Here is an 18,984-nt window from a genome sequence, read left to right as displayed (position 1 = left end):
CGCCGAGCGCTTCGCGACTCCACGGAGAGGCTCAGCGTTATCCTCGTTCGAGGGAAGCCAAGAACGCCTCGATGCCGGCTTGTGCGACCAACCGATCTTGCTCCGGCGTTCCCGAGCTGCAGCCGACGCCGCCGACGATCTGTCCATCCACGAAGATCGGCAGGCCACCGCCGAAGATCATGAACCGACCTTGGTTGCTGACGTGGATGCCAAAGGCCGGTCCCCCCGGCTGCGCGATCTCCGCATATTCGTGCGTCGCCTTGCGCGCTCCCGCCGCCGTGAACGCTTTATTGATGGCGATATCAATGCTGGTGATCTTCGCCCCATCCATGCGATAGAAGGCGAGCAGATTCCCCCCATCGTCCACGACGGCGATGTCCATCGGCACGCCGATCTCGCGCGCCTTGCGTTCGGCGCCTTCTAGGATGATCTTGGCATCCTCGAGCGTCAGTTTCGGAACCGTGATCATCGGTCCTCCTCCTCACACGACTCAAACCATCCGCACCCGCAAGAGGCCAGATTTCGGATCACAATGCTCGCGCTTCACGCGCAGAGGCGTCCCGGGAGCCAGCTCCGCGTTCGCGCGCAGGAGCGCTCGCACGAGCCACTCCGTCAATTCGACCTCATACCCCTCGCGGACGCGTTTGATGACGAGAGCTTCTAACTCCGCCTCTTCCGGAAGCTGCCGGAGATATTCCAGCAGCCAGTAGCGTTGCGCTCGCTGCTCCAACGCGCGCATTTCGCGCTCGACCGTCTCCGCTGTCGCCAAAACTTCCAACAACTCCTCCCGCTCGTAAGGATAGGGTTCGCCGACCAGAGCCGCCCGAATCTGCCGCTGCACGACCAGATCGGCGAAGCGTCGAATAGGGGAGGTCAGCTGGGTATAAGCGCTCAGGCCGAGCCCCGCATGCGGTTGCGGGGAGAGCGAGAGGCGAGAACGCTGAAGCCCTCGAACGACCTGTTCAATGCGAACGGGATCGTAGGCCGCGCGCAATTGCGCGCGCAATTCGTCATCGAGGGGATGCGCCGGTGGATCCTGCGCCCGAAAGATGATCGGGATGCCCTCACGGGCCGCGTGTTCGGCCGCGACGTGATTCATCAAGACCATCAGCTCGCTCACCAGGAAACGGCTGGGCGTTCCCGGATCGAGCCGCTTGACATGAATTTGACCATCGCGCACGCGCACCTTCATCTCGGGACGCCGCAGCCAAAGAGCGCCCCGCTGAAACCGCTCGTCGGCCCACTGCCGCGCCCATCGCAAGAGCTGCCGCAAATACTCGCCCATCTCCCCCTCATCCTCGGCGATCAACCGGTCCGCTCCCTCATAACTGAGCCGCCATCGGACGCGGATCATGCCAGGGACGAGCGTCGTTTCGCGCACGCTCCCCTCCTCGTCCACGCTGAGCACGAGACTGAGCGTCGGTCGCAATTCCCCTTGTCGCAAGCTCGCCAGATCACAGGAGAGTCGCTCAGGGAACATCAACACGCGCTGCGTCGGCAGGTAAGCCGTCACTCCGCGCCGCGCTGCCTCTTCATCGAGCGCATCCCCCTTGCGCACGTAGTGCGCCACATCAGCGATGTGGATCCCCAGGCGCCATCCCTCGGCCGCTGGCTCCAGACTGAGGGCGTCGTCAATCTCCTCGGTTTCTTCGTCATCAATCGAGACCGTCCATGCCGACGTGAAGTCCACGCGATCCGAAGCTCCGGCGAATGGGATCAACCGATCAGCGGCTTCGATGGCCCGCGTCCGAAAGGTCACGTCCAACCCTGCGAGGATGAGGAAGGGATCGGCCATCGCCTCCAATCGTCCCGTCTTCACCAACACCTCATAGGCGATATCGCGCGCTGTTCGCTCCTCATCCACTTCCACGAGCCATCGAGCCACATCGTTCATCTGCCGGCGCAGGAGGAAGTCTTCCACGCGCTCCAGTATCCCCGTCCATTCCTCGGGCACTTCCACCGGCTCCGTGGAGGTGAGCACGAAGCGAAACCAACTGATTACCCGCTCTTTGAGCTGCGCGCGTTGCTGCCGCTGCGCTTCCTGATGACGGATTTGTTCCAACTGCTCCGGCGAACGGGGGATGAAACGCACCCCGCGCCGCCGAAAATAAAGGCGATCCTCGACGAGTGCGCGCATCATCGCGGCTTGCTCAATCGCGGAGGCCGTGCCGAAATAGTGCTCGGTCAATTCCGCGAGCGTATATTCCCGCTCTTCTCCCCGTACCCCCTCCCATAGGAGATCGAGATCAACCTCTCGACGCCGAGCTTCGATCTGCGCCCGTAAGGTCTCGAGCTGCTGTGGGAATTCCCCCCGCTCGATGGGCTTCACTGTGTGCACGAGATACACCCGCGCCACCGACACAGAGCTCTCCCGCCCTCGCTCATCCAGAAGGTGCACGCGCTCCTTTCCAGCCTTGAGGACGAGCCCCAGTTGAGGCATCTCCTCGTCGAGGAATTCGACGATCCGCCCCTCGCACTCTTCGATTCGACGCCCATCCATCGCTCACGCGCTCTCCAAAGCGAGCTGTCGGAGCGTGCGCAGTGTTCCGGCCACCAAGCGCGCAAACAACTCCACAAGTGGTTCGGTCGCCATCCGCAGCCCGGAGAGCAACGCTTCGTAGTAGGCCGCGGTCGCCTCCACCGGGATGAGGATGGGCGGCAGCCCCGCGCGCAACGTGTAGAGGTTCGCCGCCAAACGCGCCACGCGCTGCGAGGCCCGTTCGAACGGTTGGAGGTCGAAGAGCCGAACATGCACCAAGGCCGCTTGCTCAATGGGATTCAATTCGGCGAAGCTCTCGGCGGTGAACCATTCTAGGGCCAATCGCAACAGATGCGGTAGCTCCTCAGGCGAGCAGGGATCATGTTCCGGATACAGAGGATTCACGCGCCGATGGCGCAGAAGCTCCTTCGCGCCTTCGGCACGCCCGAGGCTCAAGCGCGCCAGGTCCAGAAGCAACTCCAGCGTCAGCTCGACCGGGCGTCCTTCCTCCAGTCCGGTGGCGACGTGCGCGCTCAGTCGCCGAATGGCAGCCGCGAAGCCGAGCGCAAGCTGCTCCTCAGGAGTCTCTGCCATCTTCCCTTCGAGGAGAAGCTCCCGCAAGCGCTCGCGCTCCAACCGATACCCGTCCAGGCGCATCTCGTGAGTGACCTGTTCCAACAGAAGCCATCCAGCCAGCTCTCCCAACCGTTCCGCCGATAGCGGTGCGAGCGCATCGTAAGCTGCGCGCGCCTCCTCCACCTCTTGGGCCCAAGCCGGAAGCCGTCGTTGCGGCAGCCGAAACATCAGAGTGGCAACCTCCTCAGATATTCTCGAAACGCTTCCCCGATGTCTTCCCGTTTGAGCGCCAGCTCAACCGTGGCGATCAGAAAGCCCAATTTGTCCCCCGCATCGTAACGCTTGCCCTCGAACTCGTAGCCGTAAACAGGCCGCCGTCGTAACAAGGCCCGCAAGGCATCGGTGAGTTGAATCTCCCCGCCAGCGCCCGGTGGCGTCCTCTCCAGCTCCTCGAAAATATCGGGCGTCAGAATGTACCGTCCCACGATAGCCAGGTTGGAAGGCGCTTCCTCGGGCCGGGGTTTCTCCACCATGTCCAGAAGCCGATAAAGGCGAGGCCCAATGGGTTCGCCTCGCACAACGCCGAAGCGGGAGATCTCCGGTCCCTCGATCCGCAAAAGGGCGATCACCGGCGCCGCATACCGCTCGAAGACGGCCATCAGTTGCTTCACGCACGGCGTCTGGGCATCAATCACATCGTCGCCCAACAGGACGGCGAATGGTTCATCATCCACGAGGTCGCGCGCGACCAAGATCGCATGTCCCAACCCCAACGCCTTCTTTTGTCGCACGTAGGCGAAACGCGTCATCTCCGCGATTCGCCGAATCTCCTCCGCCTGATCATGCCTCCCTCGCTCTTCGAGTGTCTGCTCCAATTCGAAGGCGATGTCGAAATGATCCTCGATGGCGTTCTTGCCGCGCCCGGTCACGATGATCATTTGCTCGATCCCGCTCTGAATCGCCTCCTCGACAGCATATTGAATGAGCGGTTTATCCACCAGCGGCAGCATCTCCTTGGGCTGCGCTTTGGTCGCGGGCAAAAAGCGCGTCCCGAGTCCGGCGGCTGGAAATACAGCCTTCCGAATTCTCCCCCTCCTCGTCATCCCTCCTCCTCAATTCCACCGTCTGCGCGACGAACAACACCCCTGCTAAGCGCAAAGCATGGCGATTCTCCGTATTTGCTGCTCCCGTCGAGCTATGCTAATTTGTAACACGTTGCCGAGGAAGGTGCAATGCTCGACATTCGCTTCGTCCGAGAGAATTTGGAACTGGTGAGAGAGAAACTCGCGCGGCGAGGGGTTACGGTCGCCTTGCACGATTTCGAGCGCTTGGATGCCGAACGGCGCGAGAAGATCGCTCGGGCTGATGCCTTGCGCGCTGAGCGCAATCGCACGAGCGAGGAGATCGGACGCCTGATGCGCGCTGGAGAGCGAGAGCGGGCCGAAGCCCTTCGTCAACATGTGCGCGAGATCGGCGAGGCGATTAAACATTTGGACGCAGAGATCGCTCGACTCGATGCGGAGCTAGAGGCGCTCTTGCTCAGCCTTCCTAATCTGCCTCATGATTCCGTTCCGATTGGTCCCGACGAAACGGCCAACCTCGAAATTCGGCGTTGGGGACACCCGCGCGCGTTCGACTTCGAGCCCAAAGATCATGTCGAGCTGGCCACGCGGTTGGGCATCCTGGATCTAGAGCGCGCGGCTAAGATCACGGGAGCCCGCTTCGCCGTCCTCACGGACCTAGGCGCTCGATTGGAGCGCGCCTTGATCAACTTCATGCTCGATGTCCACACGCGCGAGCATGGATATCGAGAGGTTTGGCTCCCGTTCTTAGTCAAGACCGAGGCACTCGTGGGCACGGGGCAACTCCCGAAATTCGCGGGCGATCTCTTCTGGACGGTAGATCGCTCGCTCGTCGAACGCCTCTCTGAGACGAGCGCTTCCGAAAGCGAAGAGTTCCGCATTCGCGTGCGCGAGGTGTTCGACAATGGGCTGTGGTTAGTGCCGACGGCCGAAGTGCCTCTGGTGAATCTCTATCGCGACGAGATCCTCGATGGCGAGGCCCTGCCTATTGCCTTAACGGCCTACACGCCGTGCTTCCGAAGCGAGGCGGGCAGTTATGGGCGCGACGTCCGTGGCCTCATCCGTCAACACCAATTCGACAAGGTCGAGTTGGTTAAGATCACCACGCCCGAGTCCTCCTACGAAGAGCTCGAGGCCCTCACGCGCGATGCCGAACGCATCTTGCAGAAGCTGGAGTTGCCCTATCGCGTCGTCGTCCTCTCGACCGGTGATCTCGGTTTCGCCTCGGCCAAGACCTACGATATCGAGGTGTGGCTTCCCAGCCAACAGCGCTATCGCGAAATCTCCTCCTGCTCCAATTGCGAAGCGTTCCAAGCCCGGCGGGCGAACATCCGCTTCCGCCGCCATCCGGGAGCGCGCCCTGAGTTCGTCCACACGCTCAACGGCTCGGGCCTGGCCGTTGGGCGGACTTGGCTCGCTCTGCTGGAGAATCACCAGCAAAAGGATGGCTCGGTGCTCATCCCCCGCGCTTTGCAACCATATCTGGATGGCTTGGAAGTCCTCGAACCACGTCGGACCTGATGAGCCCGGAGATTCGCTATGGGGGAGATCCTCGACCCACCGGCTCTCGAACGCGAGCGCGAGCGCCTGCGGCGCGAAGGCCGGCGCGTCGTCTTCACCAACGGTTGCTTTGACCTGCTGCATCCTGGCCACATCCGGTTCCTGCAGCAAGCGAAAGCGCTCGGCGACGTCCTCATCGTCGCAATCAACAGCGACGCCTCCGTTCGCGCCTTGAAAGGCCCAGGCCGTCCCATCTTCCCCGAACGAGAGCGCGCGGAGATGCTCGCCGCTCTGGAAGCCGTGGATTACGTCACTATCTTCGATGACCTCACGCCGCGCGCCCTCATCGCCGCTCTCTTGCCCGATGTCCTCGTCAAAGGCGGCGATTGGCGCTTGGAAGAGATCGTCGGCCGCGAGGAAGTCGAAGCGGCTGGCGGACGCGTCCTCTCGTTGCCGTATCACGAGGGCTATTCCACGACGAGATTGATCGAGCGCATTCGCACCATGCTCTCCTGAGCGCACATGGGCCGCTACGAGGAGAACGCTCGGGACGAACTCCGACGACGGCTGCGAGCCGATCCCGCTCTGCGCGCTCTGCGAGAAGGGATCGCTCGCGGAGAGCCGGTTCTCGCCGTTTCTGACGTGCACGCTTCGGGAGCGAAGGCCTTCTTCTTGGCAGCACTTCGATGGTTCCTCTCGGGAGATGCGCGCCCACTCGTCTTCGTCGGGATGGAAGAAGACCTTCAGGCCCTCGGCGAAGAAGTGCGTCTCTTCCTGTCGGTGCTCAGCGAGGACGCGTCTTCGACCGTAGTGCTGCTTCCGGCTCTCGACGTCTCACCTTTTGATGGACTCTCCCCACATCCGGCCGTACTGCAACAGCGCGCTCATGCGCTCACGATGCTCGCGCAAGGAGAGGCGGCGATCGTCCTCGTGGAGGCGAAGGCGCTCATGATGCGAACGTTCCCGCCCGAGGATCTTCGACGCCTCGATCTGCGACTCGCCCCCGGCGAGGAGATCGCCCCCGAAACGCTCGTCTCCGCGCTGCTGACAGCGGGTTATGTGCGCGAGGACCCGGTACGAGAGCCGGGCCAATTCAGTTGGCGCGGCGGTATCCTTGACGTCTACTCGCCGTCGGAGTCCACGCCCGTACGCATCGAATTCTTCGGCGACGAGGTCGCTTCGCTTCGCGCTTTCGATCCGGAATCCCAACGCTCGATCGCCTCGCTCGACCACACGCGCATCATCCCTCTCCGAGAATTCGCCGTCTCGCGTGAAGAGCTACAGCGGTGGAATGAGCGACTGGCGCGCGAATGGGCCGAGCCGCAGTTTGCGCATGATCGTAAGCGCGTGCAGATTGCAGCGCAAACGGGAGATCTGCCCCCAGGCTGGGAATTCCTCATTCCTTTGACGCGTCCGCTGACGCACACGCTCTTCGAGTGGCTCCCCTCGGCCTTCTTCCTCGTGGACGACGCAGTGAGAATGCCCACCTACGTCGAACAGCTTTGGCAAGCGATGATGGAGCATTACGACGCGGCCAGAGAGAACGGGCGCATTGTCCTCCCGCCCGAGCACTACTTCCTCACGCCGATGGAGTTGACCGCGCGTTTGACCGCACGACAGCGCATCGAGCTGCATCCGCTCGGACGCTCGCCGCTCCTCACGGAGGCGGAAGACGGGCTTCCTCCTGTGATCGAATTCCGCGCGGTGAGCGAGAGAGGCGCGCGCACGCCCACGATCGAATGGACGAAGGTCCTGACGCCGCAGCCCGGCGCGCTCACGTTCCTCATCGCGCGATCGAAATCGCTCGCCGAACACTTCCTCAAGCTCTTCACCGAACATGACGTACCGGTGGACATGTTCCCTTCAACGAGCGGTCCGGCGATCGCCCCCGGCGATCATCTTCCGCGATGGCCTCTTTTCATTCTCGTCGGGCATCTGCGCTCGGGATTCCATTTGCCTGCGCTCGGAGTCTCCGTCTTCAGCCAACATGACCTGCTTCGCGAAGAGCCAGAAGCCGCGAGGCCATCGCCGAGTCGGGAGCGGCCTTCGGCAGCCTTCCTCTCAGATTTCAAGGACCTCAAGCCGGGCGATTATCTCGTGCACGTGGACCATGGGATCGGACAATTCGAGGGGCTCGTCCAATTGAGGACGCCCGAGGGCACGCCGCACGATTTCTTGCTGCTTCGCTATGCCGACGACGCGCGACTCTACGTGCCGGTGGAGCGATTGGACCTGGTGCAGAAATACGTGGGCGCTGACGGAGGACCACCACGCCTGGATCGGTTGGGTGGAACGACCTGGCTTCGTACGAAAGCGCGCGCAGTGCGCGCCATGCGAGATCTGGCCGAAGAGTTGCTCAAGCTCTATGCCGAGCGCAAGCTCATCCCCGGACACGCCTTCAGTCCCGATACCCCTTGGCAGGCCGAGTTCGAGGCCAGCTTCGAGTATGAACTGACCCCCGATCAGGCCCGCGCGCTCGAAGAGATCAAGCGCGACATGGAACGTCCGGTCCCGATGGATCGGCTCCTATGCGGGGACGTCGGATTCGGCAAGACGGAAGTCGCTATGCGCGCGGCTTTCAAGGCCGTCATGGACGGCAAGCAAGTGGCCGTGCTCGCTCCCACGACGGTCTTGGTCGAGCAGCACTACCGCACGTTCACGCGCCGCTTCGCCGCGTTCCCCATCACCATCGCGCAGCTCTCCCGATTCTGCTCCCGTGCCGAGATCGCGCGCACGCTCCGAGGCCTGGAGGAGGGAACGGTGGATATCGTCATCGGGACCCATCGTCTGCTCGGCCGCGATGTGCGCTTCCGCGACCTCGGCCTGGTGATCATTGATGAAGAGCAACGGTTCGGCGTCCGACATAAGGAGCAACTGAAACAACTGCGACGCCGCGTGGATGTGCTCACGCTCACAGCGACGCCGATCCCTCGCACGCTCTACATGGCGCTCACCGGACTGCGCGATCTCTCCGTCATTCAGACCCCTCCGCCGGATCGGTTGGCTGTGCAGACCGCGATCGTCCCCTTCTCTTCGGCGATCATTCGCAGCGCCATCGAGCGCGAATTGCAACGCGGCGGGCAGGTCTTCTTCGTCCACAACGACATTGAGACGATCCACGAGATCGCGCATCTCATCCGCCAACTCGTCCCCCATGCGCGCGTCGGCGTCGCGCACGGTCGGCTCTCGGAGCGCGAATTGGAGCGCACGGTCTTGCGCTTCGTCCGCCAGGAGCTGGATGTCCTCGTCACGACGACGATCATCGAGAACGGCATTGACATCCCGCAAGCGAACACGATCTTGATCAACATGGCCGAGCGCTTCGGCTTGGCCGACCTCTACCAACTGCGTGGGCGCGTCGGTCGGTCCAATCGCCTCGCCTATGCGTATTTGCTTATCCCTCCGGAGGCCACGCTCAGCTCGGTCGCGCGTCGGCGATTGGCCGCCCTCAAGGAATTCTCCGACCTGGGCTCGGGCTTTCGCCTCGCGGCTCTCGATCTCGAATTGCGCGGTGCCGGGAATTTGCTCGGGCCCGAGCAGTCGGGACATCTCAATGCGCTCGGCTTCGAGCTGTACTGTCAGCTTCTCGAACGCGCGATCCGCGAGCTGCGCGGCGAGAAGATCGAGGAGGAGATCGTCCCGCAGATCAACCTCCGCCTCCCTATCCGCATCCCGGAGACCTATATCGCCGATATGAGTCAGCGCTTGCACGTCTACAAGCGCCTGGCGGCCGCTCGCACTGAAGCGAAACTCGCCGAGTTGCGCGAGGAGCTAGTGGACCGATATGGGCCGCTACCTCCTGAGGTCGAACGCCTCCTGCTCCTTGGCTCGATTCGAAACGCGGCCCTCTCGCTGCGCGTGCGCGCCATCGAGCGCGAAGGCTCACGCATTCTCATCCAGTTCGCCGATCCCGATCGCTTGAGCCCGGAATGCTGTCGGACTTTCCTCGCCGCGCATCCTTCGGCGGAATTCACCCCTGAGGGCACGCTGCGGTATGACCTCTCAGCGCCCGATGAACGAACGCTCCTCCTTCAGCTTCGCGACGACTTGCTCCAGCTGCAGGAGGCGACGTACAATTCCCCATCGCAGCGAGAAGGAAGCGCCGCAAGCGCCGACACAACGAAGGGGGAGCGAAAACACTGAGCGGACGCGAGCACATGAAACGATACGGGATAGCCGGTCTCCTCGGATTCCTCCTTTGGTTCCTCGCTCCTCCTCTCCCTCGAGGCCAGGACGAACCGGTCCTCGTGGATGAGATCGTCGCGCGCATCAACAGCGACATCATTACCCTCTCGGCATTGCGCCGCGCGCAAGCCGAGCTGCGACAGGAATTGGAGCAGCAGGGCCTCAGAGGAGAAGAGTTGGAGCGCGCGTATCGCGAGGCTTCCAAGACCCTTCTGCAACAGTTGATCGACAATCAGCTCCTCGTCCAGCGCGCCAACGAACTCGGCATCACCGTCGAGACGCAGATCAACGAATTCCTCCTCAACTGGGGCCGACAGCAAGGTATCCCACCGGCCGAAGTGGAGAAGCGTTTGGCGGAAGCCGGTCTCGATCCCGATCAAGTTCGACAGACGCTTCGCCTGCGCTTCCTTCGCGAAGCTGTCCTCGCTCGCGAGGTCTACAGCCGCATCTTCCAAAACATCTTCGATCGCGATGTCGAACAGTACTATCAACAGCATCGCGAGGAGTTCACGGAACCGGAGACCGTTCGCCTGAGCGAGATCTTCATCAGCACGCAGGGCCGCTCGCGCGAGCAGGCGCTCGCGATCGTGCGCGAGATTCAAGAGAAGTTGAAAGCGGGAGCCGACTTCGGGGATCTCGCCGTTCAGTATTCCGCGCGTCCTTCGGCTCGCAATAAGGGTGACATCGGGACGTTCACGCTTGGTCCCCGGCGCACTTTGGGCGATGCCCAAGCCAAGGCTATTGAGGGACTGAAAGTAGGCGATGTCTCGCCTCCCATTGAGCTGCCCGATGGCTTCCAACTCTTGAAGGTGACCGAACGGCAGGAGGCGCGCGTTCGCCCGCTCGATGCCGAACTGAAACGCCAGATCCAAATGCGCCTGGCACAACAACGCGCCGAGGGGGCCATTCGCGAGTATATCGAGACGCTCCGTCGCGATGCTTACATCTGGATCGCTCCCGCTTACCGCGAGCAATACGCGGCCGCTGAGACGACGACGGCGAATCCGAAGAAGCCTCAATGAACTCGCTCCCGCTTCAACTCATAGGACCACCGCTCGAGCCATGATGAGAGATCATCGCGTTCGCATCCTCAGTAATGCGCCGGAGACGCCTACCTATTGGCGTTTGCGGGTTCATCTCTCGGAAGCCTTCGCAGCGCGCCCTGGTCAGTTCGTCATGATGCGCGCGCGCGATCAGTGGGAGCCGATCTGGAGGCGCCCGCTCGTCATCTATCGCATGGAGGAGCACGCCGAGGGCGTGCACCTGGAATTCCTCTACAAAGTCCTCGGACGCGGGACCGCGCTGCTCAGTCGCCAACGTCCGGGTGATGAGCTGGAGATGTTGGGCCCATTGGGTAACGGCTTCCCCACGGGCGAGAATCCGGAAGCCGAAGCGATCCTCGTCTCGGGTGGGATCGGCCTCCCGGCCCTCTATCTTTTGGCCGAAGCCTTGGCGCGTGACAAAAGGCCGATTCGACTCTTCCACGGCGAACCAACGGTCGAGCCAGGGATCCCTTTCCCTTTCCTGGAGGACTTCGCGCGCGTGTTGAAGCCAGAAGCGATCACGCTGGCCACGGAAGATGGCTCGCAAGGAGTCCGGGGACTGGTGACCGAAGCTCTTGAGGCTGATTTGGAGCGCGCGCGTCCGCGCCGCGCCGTCCTCTACGCGTGCGGCCCCACGCCAATGTTGCGACGCGTGGCTGAGATCGCCGCACGGTGGGAGCTGCCAGCTTACGTTTCGCTCGAAGCCCGCATGGCCTGCGGATTCGGCGTTTGTCTGGGCTGCGCCGTCAAGACGCAATTCGCCTCGGATCGCGCGCCTCACTATCGCCGCGCTTGCATCGAAGGTCCGGTCTTCCGAGCGGAGGAGGTCATCTGGGATGAGTTGTGATCTCTCGGTCGAAATCGCCGGACTGCGTTTCAAGAATCCGGTCCTCACCGCCAGCGGCACCTTCGGCTATGGGATAGAATTCGCTCAATGGTTCGATCTCGGGCGGTTGGGCGGAATCTGCACCAAAGGGCTCTCACTTGAACCGCTGGAAGGGAATCCTCCGCCCCGAATCGTTGAGACACACGGCGGTATGCTCAATTCCATCGGCCTACAGAACATCGGCGTTCGCGCCTTCGTCGCCGAGAAACTCCCTCTCTTGCGCCAATTCCAGACGCACATCATCGCCAACGTCTTCGGCTCCTGCTTCGAGGAGTATCTCGAAGTCATCCGCATCCTCGACGACGCCGAAGGGATCGCCGCATATGAGTTGAACATCTCTTGCCCGAACGTAAAAGCGGGCGGCATGGAGTTCGGCAACGATCCGGATGAGGCCGCTCGTCTGACGGAAGCGTGCAAACGGATCGCCCGTCGCCCGATCATCGTGAAGCTCTCGCCCAATGCCGGCGACATCGTTCGGGTGGCGTGCGCAGTGGAATCGGCTGGGGCCGATGCCATCTCTGCGATCAACACGATCCTCGGCCTCTCGGTGGATATCTACACGCGCCGCCCTCGACTGGCGATGGGAATGGGTGGTCTCTCCGGCCCCGCTATCAAACCGATCGCTGTGCGCATGGTCTATCAAATTGTTCGCGCCGTCCGCATCCCCGTCATCGGCATCGGCGGGATTGCGACCCCTGAGGATGCCTTGGAGTTCCTCATCGCCGGCGCAACGGCCGTGCAAATCGGGACGGCGAACTATTACGATCCGCTCGTCTCAATCAAGGTCATCGAAGGTCTTCAGCAGTTCTGCCAGCAACAGCGAATCACCGCAATTCGCTCGCTCATCGGCTCGCTCCGGATGGACGAGCGCCTTGCTTGACACACTCGGAGCCCCTGCCTAGAATCCATCTTGTGTGCAACACGCTGAGACAGGATTGATGGGAACATGGAAGACGCAACGCGTTCGTCGGTTGACCCATCGCTCATACCCCCTTCTGAAGAGCGCGGAGAATATTCGGTGACCAACGCTCAAGAGGCTGATCCTCCGACCGACTCGCTTGCGACTCCTGCGCTCTCCAATCCTCCGGCCTCGCCTGCTTCCTTGCCAGAGGTCAAAGCTTGGTCCCCGCATCTCGCTCTCAAAGCGACGCTCGCCTGCGCTGTTGCTTTCGTGATTCCAGGGGCTGGACACGCGGTCCTCGGCCGATGGATCCGCGCCATGCTGCTGTGCGTGGCGATCCTCGGGATGTTCGCCGCTGGTCTCTTTCTGTTCGGTGGCAAGCTCTATACGTTCAATCCCGAAGAGCCGCTCTCCATCTTCCCAGTCATCGCTAATGCTGGCATCGGTGGCCTCTATGTGCTTTGCGCCTTCCTCAGAGCGGGATTCGATGCGAACCCCGAGGTCCCGACCTACGAGTACGGGAACACCTTCTTGCTCGTCGCTGGCCTCCTGAATTACCTCGTCGTCCTCGATGCCTTCGATATCGCTGTGGGGAGGAAGAAGTAGATGCATCTGCTGGCCATGGTCCTCTTCGCGCTATGCGTTTCAACGGTCTTCGCGATCGTCACCAAAGAGGAGCCACGCGAACAACTCCACTACGCCGTGAAGGCCTTCTTCGCCTTCCTCGGTATCGCCTTAGCGATCGGGTGGCTCATGTATCCGTTCTCTTGAACCGTCTTGCCCACTCGCATCCCGAGTTGAGCACAATTTGCGACTTGCGCCTTCCCATGCTATCCTGATTGACGTAATGCGCTTGCGCAGTAGTCGTGAAAGCTATCAGCGTACGCGACGAGATCGGTGCTTTGGAGGAGTCGTATGATAGGGGAGCCGGAAATTACAATTGAGAGCAAGGAGGAAGGGAAGCCCATCGAGAAGAAGATCGCGACAGAGGGAGAACGGCCCGATCCCCTTGAGGAGATCGCCTCATCGGTGAGGGAATTCGCACAGCGGATTCCCGATTCGATCGCTAAAGCGATCGAGAAGGCCCTTCAGGGGAGAGATTTCCCACTCATGGTGCGCGTCAATCGCGAATCGTTACGGCGCATTGACGAGTTGGTCGAGGCCGGGATCTTCAAGAGTCGCTCTGAGAGCGCGGCGTTCTTGATCAGCGAAGGGATCAAGGCACAAGCCAGTCTCTTCGAACGGATCGAAGAGAAGATCCGCGAAATCGAGCGGTTGAGGAGTGAATTGAAGAATCTCGTGAGCCAGGACGTGAAGCCGACGCCGTGATCTTCGCTCGAGCGCGCGCCCTCAATGGATGAAGCGAGGGGGAGGGCATGGGGACCGCTCCCCTTCGCTCGAGGTGGGGCCCCCTACTGGACTGGCTCGGGGTTAAGGAGTGAGGCAAAGATGTATTGGGGACGCATGGCCAGAGGGGCTTTCAATCGAGAATGAAACTGCATAATCGGAAGGTCCCGCGGATTTCGCAAATGGAGCCGAAGAGGCGCACGGCGCGTTCTCGTCCGGTCTCATCCATCACGACCAGGCGCACGCGCTCATAGACTCGCACATCACCGTAGGCGACGATGCGTTGAGGTTCCACCCGAAGGAGCGTGTATGCTCGTCCTCCATGCTCTTGGAGGATACGATACAACCCTTCGGCATTTTGAGGCGCATACGCGGACCAGACCCACTCGCAAGACAAATTGGGCGTGGGAGGTAGCGCGGGCCAAAGCTCATTACAGAATCCTTCCTTCGTGAGGAGGAGTCTTTCGAGCGCGGCCCGATCCTGCCGATGGAGAGCGCGAAGGACCTCCTCGGCGAGCGCTCGAACTCCGGGACGCGATTCACTGGGTATGGAGGGGAGCACAAGGGCGGCGCTTTCGATTCGCGCGTTCGATGAAAGCCAGAGACGTGATCCAAACAGCACAACGAATGCGCCCAAAAGGAGTCCGATGCCCCACACAATGCCCGTGCGGCTTCGCAGGAAGCGCACGATCAGTGGGGAGCGCACTCCTTGTTCGATTGAACGCGCGCGCTGTACGTGACTCTGTCGGTGCCTTCCCATACGGCGTGCGCTCCCCTTTCAGGTCAATCTCGAGCGATCACGATCCACTTGGCCTTCGTCCAGTCGTTCTGCGGATTAACTCCCCCCAGGAAATACACTGGCTCGAAGAACCCATCGTTCGGAGGAGAAGCCACGCGAGCTCGATCGAGAGCGGGAGAATCATCTGCCGGTCGGAAATCGGGATCATCGAGATTGAAGGGGTCACGGAGCTTGGGATCAGCGGTCACAATGTGCGCGAAGTTGCTGACAAGGCTGCTCGTCGCGCCGGAAGCGAAGTTCGGCCCGTTCTCGAAGAAGATCGCATGAGAGACCACCAGCTCCCCACGTTGAGCGAGCGTCTGGCTGATGCTTCCCTGGATGTCGAGTCCCGCGCGCTTGAACCCGACGACGATGAGATTGCGGAGCGTTCCCGCTGTCCCTCGTCGCAGCACAATGCCCGCGCCACCGCCTGTCTGCGGGCGAGGATCTCCGACCAGGGTGACGTTATAGATCGTGGGATTCGAGCGCGGCAGCAGGTTGTTGTCGTTCTCGTTGTTGTCCGCCTCGATGCCGCGATCGGCGGCTGGATCTACTTCCCCATCTTGCTGAACGACGACAAACTGCGCCTTCCCCGTCCATCCCGTCTGCCAATCGAAACCGTCATCGCCTGGCCCAGTGACGAGGACATACTTCACATTCACCGTGCCGCCGAAAAACTCGATCCCATCATCGGCCCCGCGATTGACGTGAACGTGGTCCACAATTGTCCCAGCGCCGACGCCGGCGAGCGTGAAGTTATTCAGCTCACGATCGGGAGCGACGGGGAATCCGGCGAACTCGATCCGAACATAGCGGATCACGCCGCTGCTGTCATTGGGATCGTTGCCGCCATACACGCCTGTCAACCCAGCCTCCCCCTGCTCCTCTCCCCCGGGCGCATTGATGGGGGCGCGGCCATTGATCCACACGCCTCCCCAATCCCGAGGGCTGCGCTGTCTCCTTGGCTGCGCGCTCGTGAAGACGATGGGAGACGAGGGCGTTCCCTCAGCGATGAGTTTCGCCCCGCGATCGATGACCAGGAAGCTCCGATCTAGGCCTTTGATGACCGTGCCGGGGAGAATCGTCAGCGTCGCGCCCGCGCGCACGAAGACAGCTCCGCTCAGGATGTACTCCTTATCCGGGGTCCACGTGCGATTGGATGTGATGTCGCCTTGCACGATCACCTGCTCTCTTTGTTGAGCCGCGATGGGAAGGGCGACCGTGAACCAGAGGACGGCCAGTCCAGCGGCTGCGCCCTTCCTCCAGATTTCTCTTCGTCGTGTCATACGCCTCCTCCTTTGTGGGGAATTGTCAGCGGATTCGATACGAGAGGCCGATCTGGATCGTCCGGCCTCGGCGATAGAACCAATAGGGATCCGATCCCTGATGGAATCGGATCGTGCGATTGAGCAGATTCTCGAGCGAGACTTTGATCTCCATCCGTTTCGCCTCGCCCAAGAACTGTTTAGCGAAGATGAAATCGAGAGTGGGATACCCATCTTGAACGATGTCGGCCAACCCATAGGCGCCGACCTCGCTCAAGCGCTGCCCGACATACTGCGCGAGCAGACGCGCATACGCGCTTATGCGTGGGATCTCATAATCGAGAGCGGCGTTGAAGAGATGCTGTGACTGTCCAACCAACGGACGTCGCAAGGAGGTGAGGACGTTCAATTGCTGCCGTCCGATTGTCACCCGCGAACGCACGTAGGTGTAGTTTCCCAACACTCCCACTCTTTGCCAAGAAGGTCCCAAGAATCCGAGCCCTCGGCGCACCTCAACCTCAAAACCCGCATTACGTGCCCCGGCCACATTTCGGAAGGAGACGATCGTCGTCTCATTGGAGGGCTCGATCACCGGTTCGATGGGATCGGTCATGCGCTTGAGGAAAAAGCTCACGGCGAACACCTCGGGGGGGCGGATCCACTCCCACCGTAGGTCGAAATTCCGAATGCGCGTCCGCCGGAGATCGGGATTCCCTCGCGCCGAGGGCCCGCCTGTCACATCCGTATATTCGTATGGGCTCAACTCGCGGAAGTGCGGACGTGCGACCGTCTGACTCCAGCCCAAACGCACGTTCATCTGAGGTGTGAGCGCGAGCACGAGGCCCATGCTGGGGAGGACATCCCGAATCTTTTGCCCCGCCTCGACCGGATTCAGGGTGCGGTTGAAGGGATTGAACGTTTGGACGAGCTGATCGGAATCTTCCACGCGTCCGCCCAGGATGAGGCGCCATCTTTTGAACGTTAGATCACCCATCACGTATCCGGCGGCGATATCATGCGTCGCGGCATAGGCGTCCGTCGGGCGCGTCTCCTCGAATAGCTCGAATCCGTCGGGCCGAATATTCTCGGGCGCAAGGAGCTGCTCCGGCGGGAGGAAGACGTCTATCCCCCGCAACCGCCGAGCGATGAATCGAAATCGGCGGGAGAGAAACGCGCGATCGCGATTGCTATAGGAAGCCCCCGCTTTGAGCGCGAGCGTGAATCCCCGCGCGAAGAAGAAGGTGCTCCAATCCACGGCTGGCTCTCGCAGATTCTCCCTCATCCGGTTGAACAACCGGAGCCCGCTCTGCAGCTGGCTGAAGAAGCGAAATCGCTGTCGCCCCGGATCGAACTCGTAAATGACCTCGCGCGCATCCGGCTCATCCAAACGAGCGCGCGAATAGGTCCATCGCCATGCGAGAAGGCTGTTGCCGAGGCTGGGGAAGACATGCTCTCCGGCGAGTTGCCCCGAGGCGATCTCTTCCTCGGTGAAGCGCAATCGGTAATTGCGAATGACGGTGAATCGGCTCTCGTACCATCCCTGGTAGATGCGCGTTTGATCCGTGCCATCGTGCGCGTAGAATGACCGGAACATGAGCTTGTGTTGCGAGGTGAGCTGATAGGCGACAGAAGTCAGCCCTCCAAGGCGCGCCGTTTGAGTGCTGGATGTGTACCCCTGCAGGAGATTCAAATCCAGGCCTTCAGGCATCACCTCTCGCACGCGCGAGAGCAGCCCATGTCGTCGCAAGAACTCCGAGTCCGCGAAGATGCTCCGCGGAATGGGACGCCTTTCGGCACCGAGGATGTAAAAGATGCGATCCTCACGCTGCGTATGGAGAGTATTGCTGAAGCTGAGGCCACCGACGATGCCCCACCGCCCCCAGCTCCCTCCTCCGGAGAGGTTGATCCCCTGATTGGGGGCTGCTCGATGATGCCGAGGTTCCCAGATGTTCCGAAAAGCACGACCGAACGCCTGTAGCTCCGTTGAAGAGAATCGCCCAGGAATCACCGCTTGATCGGGGATGATGGCTGGCAATCGTCGAGTGCTTTGACCAAAGCCGAGCCAATCCCATCGTCCTCCGGGATACGTCCCGAAAGGCTTGAAGCTCGTCTGGGAGTTGCCGCCTATCGAGTACCCGATCTTGAGCGTCCCCGAAGGCGGGAAATCCAAGGTCCGAAGTTTCACAACTCCCCCGGAGAACTCTCCCGGTTGATCCGGAGTGAACGACTTCAAGACACGAACTTCTTGAAGCAAGTTGGCTGGGATCAAGTCCATGGGAACGACCCGACGATCTGGTTCGGTCGTCGGCAGCATGGCCTCTCCGAGCATCGTCTGACTGTAGCGCTCTCCCAAGCCGCGCACGTAAACGTATTTGTTCTGCACTACGGACAAACCGACCAAGCGGGAGAGCACCGAAGCCGTATCAGATTTCACATCGCGCACCATCTCCGCCGCACTGATGGCGTCGCTCACAACGGCTGCGGCCTTTCGCTCCTCCAGCAGCGCAAGACGCGCATCCCCATCCCCCGCCCGGACTTCAATCTCTCCGAGCTTCAGGTCGGCTGGGCTCAACGCGATGTCGATCGAGGTCACATCTCCTGCTCGCACTTCAACGGCGGGAACAACCTCCTCTCTGTACCCATCGCGCCAAATGCGCAGCTCATATGTCCCCGGCGGAAGCAGGAGACGAAAATTCCCTTCGGCGTCCGTTCGAACCTCCACCGATAGGCCGGCCACGCGGACGAGGACTTCCGGCAATGGCCGGTTCGTCTGCAGGTCTATGACGACGCCCAAAATCGTTCCCTGGGATCCCTGTCCCCTTGCGTTCGAGGAGCGGACTTCTTGAGCCATGGTGGGGATTGTGGAGATGAGCATCCCAAGGATGAACGCGATTGGTCCCAATCCCTTCATGCATCCGCCTCCTTGTGCCTTCATCAGCAAG

The 18,984-nt window shown here is 61.4% G+C and carries 16 protein-coding genes; 9 read left to right on the top strand and 7 right to left on the bottom strand.

What is annotated here, in order from left to right; all coding sequences use genetic code 11:
* Positions 1–37: 37 nt before the first annotated feature.
* Genes NZ746_11835 through galU form a run of 4 tightly spaced genes read right to left on the bottom strand, consistent with a single transcriptional unit; the run spans position 38 to position 4,158 of the window.
* On the bottom strand, positions 38–469 hold the full coding sequence (locus NZ746_11835; GenBank protein ID MCS6818045.1) for a heme-binding protein: 432 nt from the start codon (positions 467–469) through the stop codon (positions 38–40).
* Positions 470–490: 21 nt separating this feature from the next.
* Positions 491–2,500, bottom strand: a complete 2,010-nt coding sequence (locus tag NZ746_11830) for a ribonuclease catalytic domain-containing protein (GenBank protein ID MCS6818044.1) — start codon at positions 2,498–2,500, stop codon at positions 491–493.
* Between the two features lie 3 nt (positions 2,501–2,503).
* Positions 2,504–3,283, bottom strand: a complete 780-nt coding sequence (locus NZ746_11825; protein MCS6818043.1) for a Fic family protein — start codon at positions 3,281–3,283, stop codon at positions 2,504–2,506.
* Positions 3,283–4,158 carry a UTP--glucose-1-phosphate uridylyltransferase GalU gene (gene galU, locus NZ746_11820; GenBank protein ID MCS6818042.1) on the bottom strand — a complete coding sequence of 292 codons (876 nt, stop codon included), beginning with the start codon at positions 4,156–4,158 and terminating at the stop codon, positions 3,283–3,285. Before galU ends, NZ746_11825 begins: the two co-directional genes overlap by 1 nt.
* Before the next feature lie 129 nt (positions 4,159–4,287).
* On the opposite strand from galU, the gene serS reads away from it, so the two are divergent.
* The 9 genes from serS to NZ746_11775 all read left to right on the top strand — a co-directional run bounded on the left by serS (position 4,288) and on the right by NZ746_11775 (position 13,981).
* Entirely contained in the window at positions 4,288–5,658 is a 1,371-nt protein-coding gene (gene serS, locus NZ746_11815; protein MCS6818041.1) for a serine--tRNA ligase, read from the top strand.
* 18 nt (positions 5,659–5,676) lie between these two features.
* Positions 5,677–6,153, top strand: a complete 477-nt coding sequence (rfaE2, locus tag NZ746_11810; protein ID MCS6818040.1) for a D-glycero-beta-D-manno-heptose 1-phosphate adenylyltransferase — start codon at positions 5,677–5,679, stop codon at positions 6,151–6,153.
* A gap of 6 nt (positions 6,154–6,159) precedes the next feature.
* Positions 6,160–9,780 carry a transcription-repair coupling factor gene (gene mfd / locus NZ746_11805; GenBank protein MCS6818039.1) on the top strand — a complete coding sequence of 1,207 codons (3,621 nt, stop codon included), beginning with the start codon at positions 6,160–6,162 and terminating at the stop codon, positions 9,778–9,780.
* Positions 9,781–9,794: 14 nt separating this feature from the next.
* Positions 9,795–10,844 carry a peptidyl-prolyl cis-trans isomerase gene (locus tag NZ746_11800; protein MCS6818038.1) on the top strand — a complete coding sequence of 350 codons (1,050 nt, stop codon included), beginning with the start codon at positions 9,795–9,797 and terminating at the stop codon, positions 10,842–10,844.
* A gap of 43 nt (positions 10,845–10,887) precedes the next feature.
* A complete protein-coding gene (locus NZ746_11795; protein ID MCS6818037.1) occupies positions 10,888–11,712 on the top strand; it encodes a dihydroorotate dehydrogenase electron transfer subunit in 825 nt (274 codons plus the stop codon).
* A complete protein-coding gene (locus NZ746_11790; GenBank protein ID MCS6818036.1) occupies positions 11,702–12,631 on the top strand; it encodes a dihydroorotate dehydrogenase in 930 nt (309 codons plus the stop codon). Before NZ746_11795 ends, NZ746_11790 begins: the two co-directional genes overlap by 11 nt.
* A 66-nt stretch (positions 12,632–12,697) precedes the next feature.
* Positions 12,698–13,258, top strand: a complete 561-nt coding sequence (locus tag NZ746_11785; GenBank protein MCS6818035.1) for a hypothetical protein — start codon at positions 12,698–12,700, stop codon at positions 13,256–13,258.
* Entirely contained in the window at positions 13,259–13,423 is a 165-nt protein-coding gene (locus tag NZ746_11780; GenBank protein ID MCS6818034.1) for a hypothetical protein, read from the top strand. It begins immediately after the preceding gene.
* A gap of 144 nt (positions 13,424–13,567) precedes the next feature.
* Positions 13,568–13,981 carry a hypothetical protein gene (locus NZ746_11775; protein ID MCS6818033.1) on the top strand — a complete coding sequence of 138 codons (414 nt, stop codon included), beginning with the start codon at positions 13,568–13,570 and terminating at the stop codon, positions 13,979–13,981.
* 151 nt (positions 13,982–14,132) lie between these two features.
* Here the strand turns inward: NZ746_11775 and NZ746_11770 are convergent, their stop codons facing one another.
* Genes NZ746_11770 through NZ746_11760 form a run of 3 tightly spaced genes read right to left on the bottom strand, consistent with a single transcriptional unit; the run spans position 14,133 to position 18,953 of the window.
* Positions 14,133–14,759 carry a hypothetical protein gene (locus NZ746_11770; protein ID MCS6818032.1) on the bottom strand — a complete coding sequence of 209 codons (627 nt, stop codon included), beginning with the start codon at positions 14,757–14,759 and terminating at the stop codon, positions 14,133–14,135.
* 23 nt (positions 14,760–14,782) lie between these two features.
* Positions 14,783–16,063, bottom strand: coding sequence for a hypothetical protein (locus tag NZ746_11765; protein ID MCS6818031.1), 1,281 nt, complete (start codon positions 16,061–16,063; stop codon positions 14,783–14,785).
* Positions 16,064–16,088: 25 nt separating this feature from the next.
* Positions 16,089–18,953: a TonB-dependent receptor gene (locus NZ746_11760; protein MCS6818030.1), complete on the bottom strand. Its 2,865-nt coding sequence runs from the start codon at positions 18,951–18,953 to the stop codon at positions 16,089–16,091.
* Positions 18,954–18,984 lie beyond the last annotated feature (31 nt).

Source organism: Blastocatellia bacterium (genome assembly GCA_025055075.1).
Classification (GTDB): domain Bacteria; phylum Acidobacteriota; class Blastocatellia; order HR10; family HR10; genus HR10.
Note: the sequence above shows the minus strand (reverse complement) of the source record. Positions and strands in the feature narration are given on the sequence as shown.